We start from the raw sequence: 18,527 nt of genomic DNA, 5'->3' as shown, positions 1-18,527 counted from the left end.
TACACGAGTTAAGCCATCATATCATTTTCGATCAAAATATCGCTATACAGCTCCTCTTTCAGTGTATTATTTACTGCTACACAAATCCTTTTTGTGCTTATTCACCCACGCTGCAAATTCCTGCCATACTGGCGCAGTCAGCGCTGTTTGTTCCTCGTCAGAGAACTCTGCAATAGTTTTGTCTCTGCCGTCAGCGACAAAATATTTATCGTAATTACGCCCATTCATGCCACGCGGTTCACGAACTAATGTACCAGTCACTTTTGATGAAAACGTCTTGAGCGTCACGCCATCAAAATATGTAATCGTTCGCTGCGTGAATGCTACTGGCTTTTCAATATTTTGCACTAGATTAACCAACTTATCTATACCGAGTACACCAAGTACGTACTTTGTATACACACCAGGAAAGCCACCGAGCGGTTCAATAAACAACCCTGAATCCATCACTACTATAGGGCAGCGCAATAACGCATGGTATTTTATCGCCTTGTCGACCGAAACTTCCGTTTGATCATCTGATTGAATTTCTGGAACGTCCGGTAGATCAATGCTTGGCAGCATTAATTCAATACCTGTACCGGCAAGTGCACGATTAGCACCGCGAAGCTTATGTATGTTGGTGGTTGCATAGAGGAGTTTCATTCATGACCCCTTCATAGTGTTATTGCTGCCTGTCACGCAATCATTCAATATCTTTCTCAGCATATCATCTGCGCTCATCTTTTCATTAAATATCTGTTCTTCTTTTACACCAAGTACGTCATTGCTCCTCCACCATTGGCGCATCTCCGCCTCGCCAAACTCATGTGTATTCGGCTTCGTGGCGTGCCGGCGTAATGTTTCATCAAACGGAATATCAAGGTAATAAATATGAACGGCTCCATTAAAATTTACCATTAATTCTGTAAGCTTATTGCCGTACACGTCGCGGCGCAAAATTCCCTCTAGAATGACAATCTTATTAAGACGATTGCCGTACAAACACAGTTTATAGATAAGTTCAACTGCTGGATTATTCGGTACGTCTTTAACACGAAGCATGGTACGGCGCACGACATCTTGCGACACAAGCATCGCGTCCGCATGGAAATGGTCAAACAACCGTTTTGCCACCGTTGTCTTACCGCTGCCAGAATTACCGCGGAGGATGATGAGATGCGAATCTTCCACATGTCTATTATATAATTTATAATGATACTTTACAGAAAATCATATTATCGGTATGGGCGAATTATAATTGCATTACCCATATACTCCGACCTTACCAATACAGTATCAGCCGTATCTACTGACAACAACGGTACCTCTTCAAAATACTCCACATATCTATATATGCCAATTGCGTTTGCGAGCAGCGTCGGCAGTGTTGCAGCCGTCAATCTAATATTACACTCTAGTACATCTAGACTATCCTTGCTTATCATCAAGTCAATACCAAAAAATCCTGTATAGCTATGGATAAGCGAGTCAATCCTGCGGCACGTCTCAGCCACAAAATTATATAGCCTATCTTCCATTACAGCTTTAATGTCTAGCACTTTAGCACCAACAAAATGAGTTCCATCCATATACTGTTCGGAGAAACCGTAAAGTGTATATTCGCTGCCGTGTTTGTATATTTGCATACTATGCGGTGCACCATGAGCCTTAACCTCATAGTACCACTTCACGCCGCCGGAGGTGATTTCATGGCGACGATTAACGATTTCACGCGCGTCAGTCTTAAGGTTCAAAACACTAAAGCCTCCCGCACCACGTGCCGCCTTAATATACCCCCTCTCTCGTTTCACAACATTTTCAAAGTTCTCTGGGGTAATAACAAAAAATTCTGGCGAGAGCTCACGAAGTATCTCTTTCTGTGCAAGCTTATCGTTGTAACGTAAATAATCTGCATAACAATAATTAAGTGCTAAATTATGCCTTTTGCAGTAGTTGTCAATCGATGGGTGTGGTATTGCCGCCCAAACTTTGTTAACGCCAACAACCGGTTTATCTAATCGATCAATTAAACTTATAGACGCTTTTTTACCAGGCAATGCAACTATAAAATTATCCTCACGGACATCATTGCGCAATAATTCAGGTGAATTTATGACGTATTTACCGCACTTTCTTCTTGAATTAAAAGGAATAAGCCACTGCGAAAGGTTCTCATACAAAAACATGCTCGGTATTTCATGTTCAAGCGTTTCGCCAGTCGCACGAAAGTCTATCAAATGCAAGGTATCAGAAACGTTTATCTCTGATATATCATCTACTGTTAATTTATTCATTTTGACTTTAGGCATCTTTACCACACCTTACACTATAGCACTAAAATACAGCTGTCCTGGCATCCAGCCTCCGGACGCGTCTTATGTCTGTGAGAATATTAAGAGGCTCTTCCATCTAATAGGTCAAGTGCTCGTACGAGAAATGGAAACTCTTGATCGTTAGAACCATTTTCAGTTTTAATAACATTTAGATTGTTTCGGTTTGCCCAAATAACTTCAGAATGATCAGCAAGGTTTATCTTTGGCAGGCAACCGTTTGCTAGTTGTGCGAAAAAGATAATTTCAACTGAATGCGAGCGTTTCACTTCATTTACATACGTGAAAGCGCCGACAGTGTCTCTGACCACAACATCAATACCGAGCTCTTCCTTTAGCTCTCTACGTAAACCATCAACTAATGTTTCGCCAAACTCAATGTGTCCGCCTGGCAGTTCTAGCTTGCCTGGCAAGAACTTCTTTGTTAGCGCTCTACGCGCAACCATGATCTCATGCCCGTTACTGCCTTTTCGATGTATAACGGCACATGCGGTTATAACTTGCTGCCCTTCGGCTAGGGTAGCGCTGTCTTGAGATGAGCTCATCCTACCTTCCCTACCTTGATAAACGAGCATCGCACGATCCTTAGTCCCAACCAATCGTTGCGACAACTCTATCCAACTTGCTTTTTTTGCTTATCAATTTTATACAAATCCCAGGCCGTGATAATCCCAAGCGGCATAGCCGACTCAGTGCCATTTTCAGATACGAGAATCGCCAGAAGACGCCTCTTGTCCTTAATTGCGTCAATAAACATATCTTCAACCTCATAAACAGTTGTATCTCTGGAAACATAACCATACGTATCAATATCATCTCCGTACGGCATATCATACCTAATGTCCTGTATTTTTGCCTCATCAACAAATGCACCGCCAATTTCAAACGCGCTATTAATCGCCCGCACGATAGTTCTTTCGGAAACGAAACCAACCACCTTTTTATCGGCAATTATCGGCAAACTTGTGATGCACTTTTCAACCATGCAACGAATCGCGTGAGATAAGTCGTCATCTAAGGCAATCGTCACTAGTGGTTTCGTCGCAATATCCCAAGCAGTTTTCGGTCGTTCAATATGCTCCCTCAACTTACGCAACTCAGATATCGTTTCTTCATGCGGTTCAGCTATAGTCATGTTTGTTGACTGATGAACGATAGCATTCCTAAGTTGTATATGCTGTATAATCTCTTCTTTATACTGCCGAATGACACGATTTCCTCGTTTTCTTGCCAATGATTCTACAACTGACCGTATTGATTTTTCATCTGACGCGCCGTCTTTTCTTTTCAGTATCTTCTCTAATCTATTAAACTCGCATCTATACTTTTCCGCCCTTGTCACGCTGCACCAGCCCTACTGTCTCAATAGATTTAAAATAAGTTCTTGGCTCCGGGGGCGGGGTTCGAACCCGCGGCCTAATGGTTAACAGCCATCCGCTCTACCGCTGAGCTACCCCGGAATACATCAGTAATTGTACTGTATCAGTGCAAAATTGTAAAGGCGGACACACTGGCTGTCACCGCTTAACAATCGCAAGCGCTTGCCGCAAAATATCGCATTCTTTCTGTGCTGCTTCGTCGCTTATTCCTTCACGTTTTTTCACTTCATGCTCTAAGTGGCTCCACCACGGCTGCTCGGCGGCACCTTGTACCACCTCAAGTGTACGCGCTGAATTATCTTTTTTAACCAGCCAACCACGCGCAATAAGCCCATTCACGTGTGCAGCGACCGTCGACACGCTTTTGTAGTCAAGCGCACGCATAATTTCACGAAAGCTTGGACTATAGCCGTTTCCTTTGATAAAACCGTCAATAAAATTAAGTAATTCACGTTGTTTTTTTGTGGGATGTACCATATATTTCTCCTTTGTAATTTTTACTACAAACTGCCGCTGCCAGCCCCCACCACACGATTGACACGGTGTCATCCGCCCATACCGGCAGTACAATCCCGACAAGCACCAGCCCAACGCCGCTCGCCCATAATCCGACCGCATACCACTGCCGCCGCTGCTTCCATAAACCACGCAGCACGAGTGTATAGATCAATACAAACAGAACGAGCCCCAACCAGCCAACTTCGTGCGCCACCATCACGTATTGATTTTCGATGATATGCGGCATACTGCCGTACATTGCCGCCGAACCTGTCGTACCGACACCAGCCCCAAGCGGTTGCTGCGCCATACGCGCAATACCCGCCGATAGCGACTTGGCATGGTCGTCATTTGATGTGGTGTGTGCACCCGTTGCAGGATTGTCGTGAATTATAACCGTATGGAAAAATTCCGTACCGCGAATCAGGTATAGTCCCGCCGCGCACGCTATCATGATTCCTATGCCCGCTAGCCATACGCGCCGCGAAACTCTACAACCAAGCTGAAGCACTGCAACCAACCCAATGCTACCAGCTGCCGCCACTAACGCGCTGCGCGAATAGCTCACCCACACCGCAACCGTTCCGATAGCCGCATAGAACGCCGGCAATGCTAGCCACCGCTTATCGCGCAATTTTTTCGCTCGTATAAGCCACCACGCCGTTGCAATACTGACAACAATAATCGCATACGCGCCAAGCGGGTTCGGACCGCGCAGCGTGCTGTTGTAGCGCACAAACGCCGGATTCATGTCGACCAGCATATATGGCGCGATCGTTGTTTTGTTGTAGCCGAGATACTTCAAAAAATCAACTGGCAGTACAAACTGTGCTAACAAAAACCCTAGCACAACCGCTGCGCCAATTGCTGCCGTATGCCACAGCCACGCGCGATACCGCGGATTATAGCGCGTAACCACATATACTAACACGAAATAAACAATATAACGCAAATCAACCATCAGTCCGGCAATTGCTGCCAATCCACCATTTGCCGCCGGCAGCACCAACACAATGTGCAGCACGACATACAAGCCGCACAAAATCACGAGCGAATCACGGCGAAAATCACGTACCAAACGCCGCCCGTACCGTAGCACAACCAAAAGCGCAGCGATCACCATCATGATCTCTTTCCAGGCCTTTATACCAAGTGCAAACGCTGGAACCTTACTGCCAATAAATACGCTCAGCGGCGCATGAACTACAATTAGCGCCATAATCGCAACAAGTAGCCCAATAATTATACGATCCAAAATAGATCTATACCGCGGCGCTGCCAATCGCAAAATAGCATGTTTCATCTAGTGCTATTATAACGGAATTGTTATAATGGCAGTACTCATGCCGTCGAGAAATACGAAAGCATATAGTATTTTGTTAATGATTGTCGACACAATCATACTTGCTACCGTGTTTTCTTTGGCATATTATGTACGCACGCAACTCGATCACCGTGCGCTCTTACACGCTGTTTACGCGACCGATTATATCGTCAGCTTCTTAGCAATTGCACCTGTGTGGGTTTTAATTTTTGCGTCGCTTGGACTTTATAGCGCAGGCATTTACACGCGCCGGCTCGTCGAATGGAGTCGCATCATTCTCGGCACATTTATTGGCATTTTACTTGTGATTGGCTGGGAATATTTTACAAATATTCATATTTTTCCGGCGCGGCTGGTGGCATCGTACGTGTTCATCGGTTCAACCGCTGCGATTATTGTCGCGCGCGAATTAATACGCGATATTCGCCATGAGCTATTTCGCTATGGACGCGGCGTAAGCCGTGTGCTTGTGATCGGCAATTCCGACGCAACAACCGATATCGCGTTAGCGCTTGGGTCAACGCATAAGTCTGGTTATCAGATTGTCGCATTTGCCGGTCCAGCTCGATTATTGCCGCCGCATCTTGGCATTAACCATTACACGCGCGTTGAAGACGCGCTGCAAGATATTGATAAGTTGAATATTACCACCATCATTCAAACCGATTTGTATGATAGCGGAACGCGCAATCATAAAATATTAAGCGCTGCGCAAATCGCGCATATCCAATATAATTTTATTCCTGGCGAACCCGAGTTCTATACTGGCAAAAACACAATCGACGTGTTCCTTGGCTATCCAATGATTACCGTTAGCCAGACACCACTAATTGGCTGGGGGGCGGTTTGCAAACGTCTGTTTGATTTTATTCTCGTCGTTGCAGCGCTGCCACTGTGGGGCAGCGTTTTACTTGTATTATCACTTCTTCAAAAAATCTTTAATCCCGGCCCAATTTTCTATCGATCCAAGCGCCTAAGCCAGTATTCTAAACCGATTAAGTTATACAAGTTCCGTACTATGGGCGCGCAGTATGGCAAAAAAGATGCCAGTTTAGAATTTGAGGATATGGGGCGACCAGACTTAGCAGACGAATATCGGCGCAATCACAAAGTTGAGAATGATCCGCGCATTACGCGTTTCGGCAAAATATTGCGTGACACGTCGCTTGACGAATTTCCGCAGTTTATCAATGTGCTACGCGGCGAGTTAAGCCTCGTCGGTCCGCGCCCAATCTTGCCGCAAGAGGTCAAGTTTAGCCAATCGCGTACCGCACTCTTACATAGCGTCAAGTCAGGCGTCACAGGGCTATGGCAAGTGTCAGGGCGATCCGACCTGAGCTTCGACGAGCGAATTGAGCTAGAATTATACTACGCGCAAAACTGGAGTTTTTGGCTTGATTTACGCATCCTATTCAAAACAATCGCCGTCGTTGTCCGTAAGACAGGCGCACGATAGAACTACCCTCAGTTTAGCAACCCAGCCTAAACACCCAGTGAATACGTTTCAACATAGAAACGGCCTTGAGCCGTGAGTCTGCAAGTTGTATAGAACCGTCGTAGGAAGAGAGGAGTACACTGCCCTGACTTATAGAAAAAACATCCATAGAGACTCTGTATTATTTCACTACCAGATCAGTTATACGATCAATGGAGCAAACATCATTAAGAAGAGGAAAGGGTTGTTTACAGTAACCATTTCTAACAAAAAACTATTTACGCTTGCCTTTTTACCAGCCTCATAATCATAATAATAGCTATCACCCACCGTATAAGTCTGTGCCTTATCAAGCCCAAAATCAACAACAATATCACGTATAACCTTCGCTTTGCCATCTTTATCCCCGCCATCGGAACAAAAGAAGCCGTCAACAAGATGCTCAATGCCTATCGACTATTTTTGATTTAAGTTCCTCAAGCGTCCCTTTCCCGGGCACAGGATGCGCCGAAACAACAAAGATCTTGTATCCTTGACCACGTAACCGAAAAAGCATTTCATACGCACCATTAACTATCTCCAGACGAAGATGACTATTTTTCTCAACTTTTCCACCTCGGTAAATTACATCAGGACGCAAATTTTTGCCACCTCCAATCGGTCGCCACAAAGTGCCATCGCCATCAAAGATAACAGCCTTATTCATAAGACATATTGCACACAATAGCATCTCGTCGTCTCGTCTATCAATAAAATGGGTTCAATGGTACAGTCAACTAAAATGGAACAAGCGTAAACCTTAGGTATATTAATGGATATTTGAATAATTTAGGGTAGTTAGCTCTAGCCATATATTTTTTAGTTTCTAAGCAATCTAGCAGAACGCCACCACAAAACGGTATACTACTATTATGACCACTCCAAAGATTGCAATTGTATGCGAGTTTCTCACTGTGATGGGCGGCGCTGAAAATGTCGTACTCGCGATGCACGAAGCCTTCCCTGACGCACCGATTTATACCGCACTATACAATCCCAAAGCCGTGCCTGCGTTCAGCAACGCCGATGTACGCACATCAAAACTACAAAAGTTACCAAGATTCCTGCGCAAAACGCATCGACTATTTCCAACGCTTGCGGTTAAGGCATTTCAGGAGTTCGACTTAAGAGAGTTTGACATCATTCTCACGAGCGCCTATTTGAATGCGAACCAGATCAAAAAATCGCGTCCCGATCAAAAAATTATTTCGTATTGCCATACGCCCGCACGTTATTATTGGAGCCACTACGATTTATACCGCAAACAACCCGGGTTCGGCATGCTTAATCCAGTCATACGGACGCTTATGCCAATTCTCGTGCCGCACCAGCGAAAACTTGACTACGAAGCAGCACAGCGCGTAGATGTTTGGATCGCTAATAGCACCGAGACGCAAAAGCGTATTAAAACCTATTACGGCAAGCAAGCGACCGTCATTTACCCACCAGTCGAGACACATCGATTCACGCCTGCCCGTACGCGCAGCGATTACTATGTCACGCTGGGGCGCCAGTTGCCGAATAAACGATTTGATTTAGCGGTAGCCGCGTGCACAAAATTAGGCGTACCGCTCAAAGTGTTCGGTAAAGGGGAGATGCATGACGAACTGCGTAAAATCGCCGGTTCAACGATTGAATTTTATACCGATCGCTTCGGCGACGCTTCTGACGAGGCCGTTGAACGTGCGCTCAATCACGCAAAAGGTTTTGTTTTCCCAAGCGACGAAGACTTCGGCATTGTAAGCGTTGAAGCCCTTGCCGCCGGCGCACCTGTTATCGGCTATGATAGCGCCGGCACGCGCGATATCGTCACCCAAGGAGAAACTGGCGTGCTCTTCGCTCGTCAAACGGTCGACGATGTCGTCGAAGCGATAAAACGCGCCGAAACAATTCGTTGGTTTCCGAGTAAACTCAATCGCACAGCGCGACGATTCGACAAGTCGCTATTCCTCACAAAACTACGCAAAGTTGTGTCCGACCAGTGGCGATAACTATTCGTTGCCTGTTGCCCGATTAATACGCGTCGATGAATCGGGTTTACCCGTACCTGCATCAAAACGCATAGTGATGTTGTGTTTTCTACATACATCTGCTTCCGGAATTGCTTTTTCAGTATCACGATCACCGCCGTTTGCAAAAATCAATTCGTCGCCCGGATATTGTCCCGCTACCATTTCAAGCGTTTTAATGATCGTCGGATCTTCATCAATTGAAAGCATTACCTGATCAACGCCCTTAAGCGCACGCATCAAACGCAGGCGATTATTTTCATCTAAAATAATTTTGCCTTTTTTTAGCAACTGTTGCTTATCGTTGTTAACGATCACGATCAGTTTATCACCCATCTGCGCCGCTGCCTCAATCATATCAAGATGTCCGCCGTGCAGCGGATTAAAGTATCCGCTTACAATCACAATTTTCATCATCTATCCTCCGTCATTTGCTGTCTAACGCTCTTTATTTTATCATAGAATTATGAAAACAATCCTTGTCACGGGCGGCGCTGGATATATTGGCAGCCATACGCTCATAGAACTTATCGCACATAATTTGAATGTTGTCGTAATTGATAATCTTGTAAACGCTAATGTCGAAAGCCTGCGGCGCGTCGAGAAAATTACAAACACAACTATTCCATTCATTAAAGCAGATGTTCGCGATCAAGCGGCACTTGATGATATTTTCACAACGCATACTATTGACGCCGTAATTCACTTCGCGGGTCTCAAAGCAGTCGGCGAATCGGTCACCAAGCCGCTTGAGTACTACGATAATAACCTCGTTTCAACGCTCACACTGCTTAAAGCAATGCGTAAGCATACTGTGAATAAATTAGTCTTCTCCAGCTCAGCAACCGTATACGGCACACCAAGCGAACTCCCCCTGCGCGAAACATCGCAAACCGGCATCGGTATCACGAATCCGTACGGTTGGACGAAATACATGATTGAACAGATTGTCCGTGATTACAGCGCTGCTCATACTGATTTTCAGGCGACGATTTTACGCTATTTCAACCCGATCGGTGCCCACGAATCCGGCATGATCGGCGAGGATCCAAATGGCATTCCGAATAATTTATTACCGTATGTCGCGCAAGTCGCCGTTGGCAAATTAACGAGTGTTGGTGTATTTGGCAATGACTATAATACACCAGACGGCACAGGTGTGCGCGACTATATTCACGTCGTTGATTTAGCGCGCGGACATGTCGCTGCTCTGCAGCATATGCAAACGGGCGCGCACGTATACAATCTCGGCACAGGGCACGGTACGTCAGTTCTCGAAATCATTCACGCGTTTAGCGAAGCGTGCGGCAAAGATCTGCCATACGAAATCAAACCGCGCCGCGCAGGCGATATCGCCGCCTGCTACGCTGATTGCAGTAAAGCTGAACACGAGCTTGGCTGGCGCGCTGAATTGACAATCAAAGATGCGTGCCACGATAGTTGGCGCTGGCAATCACAGAACCCAAATGGCTATTCGTCGTGATGATATACTAGATACATGACCAACTTGCTTGTCACGGGAGGTGCGGGGTTTATCGGGTCAAACTTCGTACAGTACACCGTGAAACATAAACCCGAGTATCGCGTAACAGTAATTGACAAACTAACGTATGCTGGCAACCGTGCTAATCTTGAATCTGTCAACGACCGCATTGAATTTGTTGAGGGCGATATTTGCAACGCCGAGTTGATAGATCGGCTAGTAGCAAGCAATGACGCCATTGTTCACTTTGCTGCCGAGAGCCATAACGACAATAGTCTGCGCAATCCCTGGCCATTTGTCGAGACCAACATCGTTGGCACGTATACGATATTAGAGGCGGTGCGCAAATACGATAAGCGGCTCCATCACATTAGCACCGACGAAGTGTTTGGCGACTTAGAGTTAGACGATCCGAACCGCTTTACCGAGAACACGCCGTACAATCCATCCAGCCCCTACTCCAGCACCAAAGCGTCAAGCGACATGCTGGTGCGCGCCTGGATGCGTAGCTTTGGAATCAAAGCGACCATCTCCAACTGTTCTAATAACTATGGACCATACCAGCACATTGAGAAATTTATTCCGCGCCAAATTACCAACATCTTGTCCGGCATCAAACCGAAACTCTACGGTACCGGCGAGCAAGTTCGCGACTGGATTCACGTCGACGACCACAACGCTGCTGTCCATATAATTCTAGAAAAAGGCAAACTGGGCGAAACATATATCATCGGCGCTGACAACGACCACGTCAACAACAAAATGGTTATTGAGCAAATCTGTGAGTTGATGGGCAAAGGCAAGGACTGGTACGAGCACGTCAACGATCGACCGGGTCACGATCAACGTTACGCCATGGACTCAAGCAAGTTACGCCATGAGCTGGGATGGCAACCACGTTATACCGACAACCAAACAGGTATGCACGATGGCCTGCTACAAACTATTGACTGGTATCGTACGCACGAAGACTGGTGGCGTACGCAAAAAGAAGCAGTTGAGGCAGCGTACGCTAAACAGGGGCAATAAGGAGGATTATATGAATTTTGATCCATCAGCATATAGCGAATTAACTGTCACCGAATCGCCTATTCCTGGCCTGTTCGTCGTGAAGTTGCCTGTCCACGGCGATAACCGCGGCTGGTTCAAAGAAAATTATCAAAAAGAAAAAATGGAAGCTCTCGGCTTACCTAAATTTACAATCGTGCAAAACAATATTAGCTTCAATGATAAAGCCGGCGCAACGCGCGGTTTGCACGCCGAACCATGGAATAAATTTATCTCAACAGCAAACGGACGCGTATTTGGTGCGTGGTGCGATTTGCGAAAAGGCGAAAACTTCGGTCGCATATTTACGCATGAGATCAATCCGGGAACAGCGATCTTCGTGCCGCAAGGTGTTGCTAACGGCTATCAAACGCTTGACGACAACATCGCTTACACCTATCTTGTTGACGCGCACTGGTCGCCGGACGCGCAGTATACGTTCGTCAATTTATTCGATCCAGTCCTTGGCATTGACTGGCCAATCTCGCAAAAAGACGCGATTATTTCCAGTAAAGACGCTGCTCATCCGTTATTAGCAAATGTAATTCCTCTGGAGGTTTAACTATGGACGACAATAAAATCTTTATCGTTGGCGCAAACGGGCAGCTTGGCACGGCATTACGCGCGCAATATCCCAGTAGCAGATTTGCCGATATAACCGAGCTTGACATCACAGACCGTGATTCTGTTGAAAATTTTGACTGGTCTCAGATTGAAATAATTCTCAACGCCGCCGCGTTTACAAACGTAGACGCCGCCGAAACGCCAGAAGGTCGTGTCGCCGCCTGGAGAGTAAACGCCGAAGCGGTTGCAAACCTCGCACGCGTTTGCCTGAAACACGACATGGCGCTTGTACATATTTCAAGCGACTATGTGTTTGACGGCACGCGCGAACCGCATCTTGAAACTGAGAGTTTCAGCCCCTTATCTGTCTACGGCGATAGTAAAGCTGCGGGCGATATTGTTATTAGTCTATTACCAAAACACTACGTCTTACGCACCACCTGGGTCATCGGTGAAGGTAAAAACTTCGTCCGTACCATGCTCGAACTCGCTAAAAAGAATATTTCACCAACAGTCGTGTCCGACCAGATCGGACGGCTGACCTTTACATCGGAACTCGTACGAGCAATTGATCACTTACTCACCACGCACGCTGATTATGGTACGTATAACGTCACCAACGACGGATCGCTAGCGAGCTGGGCTAATATCACCCGGCAAATCTTCACGCTCGCTGGTCGCGATGATCTGACCGTCACTGACACAACCACAGCTGAATACTTTGCCAATAAGCCTGGTGTTGCACCGCGGCCGCTCGGATCGGACATGAGCCTCGACAAACTGCATGCGACAGGATTTACTAGCCGCAATTGGCAAGACGATCTATCTGAATATATCAAGAAAGAGACGACAAACCTGCGTTAATCACCGTTTTTTCGACGGTTGACCTGCGTTAATCACCGTTTTTTCGACGGTTGACCTGCGTTAATCACTATGTTACGCTACGATATATGATTCAGCGAGATGCTCAGTCAACGGTAAAATCCGTTCTTAATCAAGGGCTTGTCGCTATTATCTATGGCGCTCGACAAACCGGTAAAACAACGCTTGCGAAACAGGTTGCCGCAAACTATAAAAAACCACTCTACCTCAATTGCGATGATCCAACGGTTGTCGCTAACCTTACAGAACGGTCTGCCCAAGAGCTGAAATCATACATCGGAGACACTGATCTTGTCGTCATTGATGAGGCGCAGCGGGTCGAAAATATTGGAATATCGCTAAAGCTGCTACACGACAGCTACCCGAGCATCCCGCTGCTCGTCACTGGATCGTCTAGCCTTGATTTAGCGAATCGCGTCGCTGAACCTCTTACCGGACGAAGTATTGAAATCCAGCTTTATCCCCTTAGCGTGCGAGAAGTGTCTACAGATACCCCATCAATGCTGGCTCACGCCCGTACGCTAGCTGTGCGCGGCGGTTATCCTGGTATGTGGACACTTTCTGGAGAAGAAGCATCGAAACGTCTTCGTAATATGGCTATCAATTACATATTCCGCGATGCTTTCTCGCCTGTTGTTATTTACGACCAAACTATCTTAAATAACTTGCTACAACTGCTTGCATACCAGATAGGAAACGAAGTGAACTACAGCGAGCTCAGCCGAAAACTAGGCGTCAGCCGCGAAACTGTCGAACGCTACATTGATTTGCTGGAAAAAGCATTTATCGTTTTCAGGCTCAATCAATACCGTAAAAATCTCCGAGCCGAGGTTGGTAGGCTTCGGAAAATATATTTTATAGATCTCGGTATACGTAACGCTCTAATTAATGATTTTCGCCCTCTGCATATTCGCGAAGACGCTGGATCTCTATGGGAAAATTTTTGCATCCTTGAACGTAGAAAATACCTCTCTACGACAGACCGTCTTGTTCGTTCGTATTACTGGCGAAACAACAAAAAACAGGAAATTGACCTTATTGAAGATGAACAAGATGTTGTTCGGGCATTTGAAATAAAATATGGTAAAAAAGAACCTAAGGTTCCTACAGAGTTCACGAAATTATACCCAAATAGCGAGTATACCGTCGTTAATCCAAGTAATTTCAATGATACGTTATTTCGAGCATTGCCTGATGATAAAATAAGTTTGTTCCAAGGAGGATTACTATGAAAGGAATAATTTTAGCTGGCGGATCTGGCACGCGCCTCTGGCCAATTACCAAAGCAATCAGCAAGCAGCTGATGCCAATTTATGACAAGCCGATGATTTACTACCCGCTAACAACGCTGATGCAAGCGGGTATCCGCGAGATTCTTGTTATTACCACGCCAGAAGACCAGGCTGGATTCAAACGCCTGCTCGGCGATGGTTCACAGTGGGGGCTTGATTTGCATTATGCCATTCAACCAAGCCCGGATGGACTCGCCCAAGCATTTATCATCGGTGAGGAATTTATCGGTGACGATAAGGTAGCGCTAGTACTCGGCGATAATATCTTTTACGGCGACGCGCTTGACGATTCCTTACGCGCCTGCACTGACCCGGATGGCGGCACAGTATTCGCATATAAAGTGTCCGATCCTGAGCGCTATGGTGTCGTAGAATTTGACGAGCACAACCATGCAATATCAATCGAGGAAAAACCGCAGCAGCCAAAATCAAACTACGCTGTAGTTGGCTTGTATTTCTATGATAACGATGTCATAGAAATCGCGAAAAATGTCCAGCCATCAGCGCGCGGCGAGTTAGAGATTACTTCAATCAACGCCGAGTATTTACGCCGCGGTAAACTGAATGTTACTACGCTTGAACGCGGCGATGTATGGCTCGACACCGGCACGATCAATAGCCTAACTGACGCCGAAGACTTCGTCCGCGTCATCCAAACCCGCACCGGACAAATCATCGGTTCGCCGGAAAAAATCGCCCACGAACAAGGCTTCATTAGCCGAGAACAACTCAACGAACTGGCGCGACCACTCAAGAAATCAGGCTACGGTAATTATCTGTCTTCCCTATAGCCCCACCTCTAGTCGTTTTACTTATAATAAATGCTGTTTATCATATTAAAATGCTCTAAATTCACCAGCTCACTAAACTACCATCCTGCTAAACTAATTAGACGGATACCTACATATAGAGACTAACCAATCCAAGTTATTCAAAGGCGCACTAACCCACTTGCGTTTTGCGCCTGTTCAATAGTAGTAATTCATTTAAGACTCCTGCGCTAGTTTGAAAAACCAAAGTCTAGAATGTGTTTAAACTTATTCAAGCATCATTTTGCGAAAACGATATAAAGACCAAAAAGCACAATAGCAATTCCAATAATCTGCGAAAGGCGGAGTTGCTCGCCAAGCAAGAAATGGTTTACGAGAATCACAAAAACAACACTTGCAGTGGTAGCGACCGCCGTAATGGTGAGGTGCGCTGAAGCAAGATCCGGATTTTTGGAAGCAAGATTGTTGATGATCACGAAGATAAAACGTGCGCCCAAAGCAAGAATACCTCCCAAAAGAAACCTCCAGTCAAGTAAAAGCCCAAGCAGCGACTTGACGGTAAGCGCACCAACAAGCGTGCTAGGATTACCAAGAAAAATAATTGATAGCGCAACGATAACACTATAAACAACAAGCCAAAATCCGATTAACAGCATATTTAGTTATTATACTCTGATTAGAATTGCTTCGCAAACCCGCCAGAGATCAATTGACTAGTCTGGAGCGGAACCAATACGCCCCATCGCTGGTCTGGTGAAGGGTTGGAATAATTTTGTCTCGGATTATTTCTTGGACATCTATTTAACTATTATGCTTTTCAGTGCTTGGTTAGTATATGATTAACTATTCTTTCAAGTAATTGTTTTTCAAGCTCTAGACACCCTTATGTGTCAAAAGCAACTTTGTAAATCGTATTAGTAGTTCTGAGACGTCAAGCTGTCAGCCTTCTACAGCGCAATATTACCATTTAAATGTTGGGTATCTACGCCAAGATCGTCTGCTTGCCTTTTAGCTACGTGATGGTATAATTTTGGTACATATGAGGCTTTTAGGCGATATTAATCGTACTGTTCTCGACAGACGCAACCGACCGTTTCTGCTTATATTCGTATTGTGCACAGCAGTGTTTTTTATCATGTCACTGAGAACTGTTTTCCGCGACGACGATATTTGGTTCGCAGCTAAGACGGTCGAGTTTGGTTTATTCGACTGGATTGCTTACCGCTGGAACAGCTGGAGCAGCCGAGTCTTTCCTGAGATGGCGCTTTGGCTGTTAGCTCCTCGGTCGGCTAGCTGGGCGCTGTTGAATACTGTTGCGTATATGGTCGGTACTGTTTACTTTTTTAAATTTTACCGCTTAATCCGCACTGCAAAGAATCGTAAGGTTGACATAACGGCACTTACGGCTAGCTGTACGTTTGTATGGCTATTGTCACAAGGCACAGCGACAGAGTCGGTGTTTTGGTTAACTGGTTCAGTGAACTATTTTTGGGTAGGCGCACTATTCTTAATAGCAATTTATCTGCCTTGTGCTATATTTTTACAGCGCAAGACTTCGGTTGCACAAACAGCTGTATCGTCTGTTGCTAGCATTACTACGGTTTTATCGCATGAGCAATTTTTGGTTTTATCCTGGCACTGATATATTTAGCAGTACTCGCTTGGTATTTATACCAGAAAAACCGGTCGAAAAAAGTTGCAGTGCTATTAGCTGTTATGACCGTGTTATTGTCTATCGGTGTGTTATGTGTTGTTCGTGCGTCTGGTAATGTTTTGAGAATCCAGCAGGAGATTAACAACTGGCTTCCTGACATGCTAACTGTGCCTACAGCGGTGCGAGCAGAATCTTCCATCCGATGGTTTATGGATATTATAATAAACCATACAGGAGCGTCATTGTCAATAGTATCGTAAAGGCTCACTACCTTCGCAACATCCTCTGCCTAAAAAAGCAGACTATCCTACACTAGATTAGTACCACCTAATCAGAAAGGAGGGCCTGCTGTGGCCTATTCTACCAATCCTAACCTGCCAAAAGCTAGAGCTTCGGCAATGAAACTACTCATATGCGACCAGTTGCCAGTCAACGTAGTAGCTTTACGCTCTGGTGCGCATCGTAGTACTATTTGGCGCTGGCTGCAGAAGTGGCGGCAGCAGAATAGCGGTGTCTGCTTTGTCAATGCTAATAGACAGCAGCGCAAAGTTACTCCTGCTGGATATATTCCTGGAGTGGGTGCTGTCTCTCAGTTTCGATTACGTGCCTGCTCGTGGCAGATTCCTACCGTATCGTCTCGCCCGCACAGTCATTCTCGGGCTATTCCCGCACATATTGTTCGGGCAGTGCTGGAGACGAGGAAGAAACTACAGCGATGCGCTGAGGTAGTGTGGCACCATGTCTGCTATGTATTAGGCTATGTAGTGAGCTTGAGTAGCCGTGCGTCGCATTCTCAGGCGACACCACTGCTTTGACGGCGCCAGAAAGCCACGGATCATAAGAAGTAATCCGCATCGACCAAGAGCGACTGCCCCAGGCGAACTTGTCCAGACGGACACTATTCACTTTGTGTGTCCGTATACCCGCCAGCGCACATATATTTATACTGTCATTGACCTATATACTCGCATGGCCTATGCTAGGGCGGCTAGGCAAATAATACCCCAAGAGGCCGCGAGAACCATCTTGGATGCCCAAAAGTTTTTTGGCTTCCATTTCAAGATGGTGCAGGCTGACAATGGACTTGAGTTTAGTCGTCACTTCGAGCAGACACTTGCTCAATATGGCATTGTTACTCGCCACAGCCGCCTCGGCAGGCCGAACGATAACGCTCACATAGAACGGTTTAATCGTACTTTGCAAGACGAATGTACTAGTAGAACCCTTTCTTACCAGACAAACACACAGGCAATCCAGGCACGACTAACGTCGTACCTGGATTATTACAACCACCATAGAGTACACTTAGGTATACAGATGCGAACACCTGCGGAGATGTTGCAAAGGTAGTGGGTTGGTACGAAGTATGGTGTTTGCTATGTATAATGCTTTGGCGGCTCCATAAAAAAGTCCTAGCTATCATGGGTTTCGCTAGTGTGTTCTTGCTAGCTAAAACTATCATGCTTGATGTGGAGCTTATGATGCTATTACGCAAAGTTCATTTTGGCGGTATTGTTAATTTTCATGCTTCGTGGCGTTATGTCGGCGGGTTTACGCAATGGATTCCGGTGATATTTTGGCTGTGCGCGTTAGTCCTGACTATCGTTGCAATTGCTATTGTTTTTGGTATAAGATCCCGTCAAAAAGCAGCAATATGCATCACTGGCTGTCTCTTAGCAGCTACTGCAACAGCCATGCTGTGGGTCTCGCCAACGATGTATGCGAGCGGGTATAGAGTAGTGCATGTAGCGTCGCTGTTGTTAATGTTAGTTGTTCTGCTATTGATTGATAAACTTGGTGAACTAAAGAGGTAAAAAGAATACAGACTAAGCGTAGGCT

20 protein-coding genes, 1 tRNA gene and 1 pseudogene are annotated in these 18,527 nt (G+C 45.9%); 11 read left to right on the top strand and 11 right to left on the bottom strand.

Annotation, left to right across the window (positions count from 1 at the left end; all coding sequences use genetic code 11):
• Nucleotides 1–66: 66 nt before the first annotated feature.
• The 8 genes from J5A52_00580 to J5A52_00545 all read right to left on the bottom strand — a co-directional run bounded on the left by J5A52_00580 (nucleotide 67) and on the right by J5A52_00545 (nucleotide 5,492).
• The gene (locus J5A52_00580; GenBank protein QUB37598.1) at nucleotides 67–645 is read right to left on the bottom strand and encodes a hypothetical protein; all 579 of its coding nucleotides are present in this window, start codon (nucleotides 643–645) and stop codon (nucleotides 67–69) included.
• On the bottom strand, nucleotides 646–1,173 hold the full coding sequence (locus J5A52_00575; GenBank protein QUB37597.1) for a kinase: 528 nt from the start codon (nucleotides 1,171–1,173) through the stop codon (nucleotides 646–648).
• 44 nt (nucleotides 1,174–1,217) lie between these two features.
• Entirely contained in the window at nucleotides 1,218–2,291 is a 1,074-nt protein-coding gene (locus J5A52_00570; GenBank protein QUB37596.1) for an ATP-grasp domain-containing protein, read from the bottom strand.
• 83 nt (nucleotides 2,292–2,374) lie between these two features.
• On the bottom strand, nucleotides 2,375–2,758 hold the full coding sequence (locus J5A52_00565; GenBank protein QUB37595.1) for an NUDIX hydrolase: 384 nt from the start codon (nucleotides 2,756–2,758) through the stop codon (nucleotides 2,375–2,377).
• A 167-nt stretch (nucleotides 2,759–2,925) separates the two neighbouring features.
• Nucleotides 2,926–3,654 carry a CBS domain-containing protein gene (locus J5A52_00560; protein ID QUB37594.1) on the bottom strand — a complete coding sequence of 243 codons (729 nt, stop codon included), beginning with the start codon at nucleotides 3,652–3,654 and terminating at the stop codon, nucleotides 2,926–2,928.
• A gap of 43 nt (nucleotides 3,655–3,697) precedes the next feature.
• A tRNA-Asn gene (locus tag J5A52_00555) sits at nucleotides 3,698–3,772 on the bottom strand.
• A 57-nt stretch (nucleotides 3,773–3,829) separates the two neighbouring features.
• The gene (locus J5A52_00550) at nucleotides 3,830–4,168 is read right to left on the bottom strand and encodes a hypothetical protein (protein QUB37593.1); all 339 of its coding nucleotides are present in this window, start codon (nucleotides 4,166–4,168) and stop codon (nucleotides 3,830–3,832) included.
• Nucleotides 4,140–5,492, bottom strand: a complete 1,353-nt coding sequence (locus J5A52_00545; GenBank protein QUB37592.1) for a hypothetical protein — start codon at nucleotides 5,490–5,492, stop codon at nucleotides 4,140–4,142. Before J5A52_00545 ends, J5A52_00550 begins: the two co-directional genes overlap by 29 nt.
• A gap of 40 nt (nucleotides 5,493–5,532) precedes the next feature.
• Here J5A52_00545 and J5A52_00540 point away from each other — a divergent pair, with 40 nt between their 5' ends.
• Nucleotides 5,533–6,969: a sugar transferase gene (locus tag J5A52_00540; protein QUB37591.1), complete on the top strand. Its 1,437-nt coding sequence runs from the start codon at nucleotides 5,533–5,535 to the stop codon at nucleotides 6,967–6,969.
• A gap of 421 nt (nucleotides 6,970–7,390) precedes the next feature.
• Here J5A52_00540 and J5A52_00535 read toward each other — a convergent pair whose 3' ends face one another.
• Nucleotides 7,391–7,654: a hypothetical protein gene (locus J5A52_00535; GenBank protein QUB37590.1), complete on the bottom strand. Its 264-nt coding sequence runs from the start codon at nucleotides 7,652–7,654 to the stop codon at nucleotides 7,391–7,393.
• Nucleotides 7,655–7,856: 202 nt separating this feature from the next.
• Here J5A52_00535 and J5A52_00530 point away from each other — a divergent pair, with 202 nt between their 5' ends.
• Nucleotides 7,857–8,978, top strand: coding sequence for a glycosyltransferase (locus J5A52_00530; GenBank protein ID QUB37977.1), 1,122 nt, complete (start codon nucleotides 7,857–7,859; stop codon nucleotides 8,976–8,978).
• Here J5A52_00530 and J5A52_00525 read toward each other — a convergent pair whose 3' ends face one another.
• Complete coding sequence (locus J5A52_00525) at nucleotides 8,979–9,410, bottom strand: adenylyltransferase/cytidyltransferase family protein (GenBank protein QUB37976.1); 432 nt, start codon at nucleotides 9,408–9,410, stop codon at nucleotides 8,979–8,981.
• A 52-nt stretch (nucleotides 9,411–9,462) separates the two neighbouring features.
• On the opposite strand from J5A52_00525, the gene galE reads away from it, so the two are divergent.
• The 5 genes and pseudogenes from galE to rfbA all read left to right on the top strand — a co-directional run bounded on the left by galE (nucleotide 9,463) and on the right by rfbA (nucleotide 15,055).
• Nucleotides 9,463–10,479, top strand: a complete 1,017-nt coding sequence (galE, locus tag J5A52_00520; GenBank protein QUB37589.1) for a UDP-glucose 4-epimerase GalE — start codon at nucleotides 9,463–9,465, stop codon at nucleotides 10,477–10,479.
• A gap of 15 nt (nucleotides 10,480–10,494) precedes the next feature.
• Complete coding sequence (gene rfbB / locus J5A52_00515) at nucleotides 10,495–11,508, top strand: dTDP-glucose 4,6-dehydratase (protein ID QUB37588.1); 1,014 nt, start codon at nucleotides 10,495–10,497, stop codon at nucleotides 11,506–11,508.
• Between the two features lie 10 nt (nucleotides 11,509–11,518).
• Nucleotides 11,519–12,954, top strand: a pseudogene (locus J5A52_00510) (bifunctional dTDP-4-dehydrorhamnose 3,5-epimerase family protein/NAD(P)-dependent oxidoreductase).
• An 86-nt stretch (nucleotides 12,955–13,040) separates the two neighbouring features.
• The gene (locus J5A52_00505) at nucleotides 13,041–14,204 is read left to right on the top strand and encodes an ATP-binding protein (protein ID QUB37587.1); all 1,164 of its coding nucleotides are present in this window, start codon (nucleotides 13,041–13,043) and stop codon (nucleotides 14,202–14,204) included.
• Complete coding sequence (gene rfbA / locus J5A52_00500) at nucleotides 14,201–15,055, top strand: glucose-1-phosphate thymidylyltransferase RfbA (protein QUB37586.1); 855 nt, start codon at nucleotides 14,201–14,203, stop codon at nucleotides 15,053–15,055. The genes J5A52_00505 and rfbA overlap by 4 nt, the downstream gene beginning before the upstream one ends.
• 257 nt (nucleotides 15,056–15,312) lie before the next feature.
• On the opposite strand, the gene J5A52_00495 is transcribed toward rfbA, so the two are convergent.
• Nucleotides 15,313–15,690, bottom strand: coding sequence for a hypothetical protein (locus J5A52_00495; protein ID QUB37585.1), 378 nt, complete (start codon nucleotides 15,688–15,690; stop codon nucleotides 15,313–15,315).
• A gap of 383 nt (nucleotides 15,691–16,073) precedes the next feature.
• Between J5A52_00495 and J5A52_00490 the strand changes: the two genes are divergently transcribed.
• The 4 genes from J5A52_00490 (at nucleotide 16,074) to J5A52_00475 (ending at nucleotide 18,502) form a co-directional block, all read left to right on the top strand.
• Entirely contained in the window at nucleotides 16,074–16,676 is a 603-nt protein-coding gene (locus J5A52_00490; GenBank protein QUB37584.1) for a hypothetical protein, read from the top strand.
• A gap of 362 nt (nucleotides 16,677–17,038) precedes the next feature.
• The gene (locus J5A52_00485) at nucleotides 17,039–17,503 is read left to right on the top strand and encodes a hypothetical protein (GenBank protein QUB37583.1); all 465 of its coding nucleotides are present in this window, start codon (nucleotides 17,039–17,041) and stop codon (nucleotides 17,501–17,503) included.
• Entirely contained in the window at nucleotides 17,469–18,038 is a 570-nt protein-coding gene (locus J5A52_00480) for a transposase (GenBank protein QUB37582.1), read from the top strand. The genes J5A52_00485 and J5A52_00480 overlap by 35 nt, the downstream gene beginning before the upstream one ends.
• 71 nt (nucleotides 18,039–18,109) lie before the next feature.
• Entirely contained in the window at nucleotides 18,110–18,502 is a 393-nt protein-coding gene (locus J5A52_00475) for a hypothetical protein (GenBank protein ID QUB37581.1), read from the top strand.
• Nucleotides 18,503–18,527: the final 25 nt, after the last annotated feature.

The organism is TM7 phylum sp. oral taxon 349 (assembly GCA_018127705.1).
Classification (GTDB): Bacteria; Patescibacteriota; Saccharimonadia; order Saccharimonadales; family Saccharimonadaceae; genus Saccharimonas.
The sequence above is the reverse complement of the archived record's forward strand: the minus strand, read 5'-3'. Positions and strand labels throughout refer to the sequence as shown.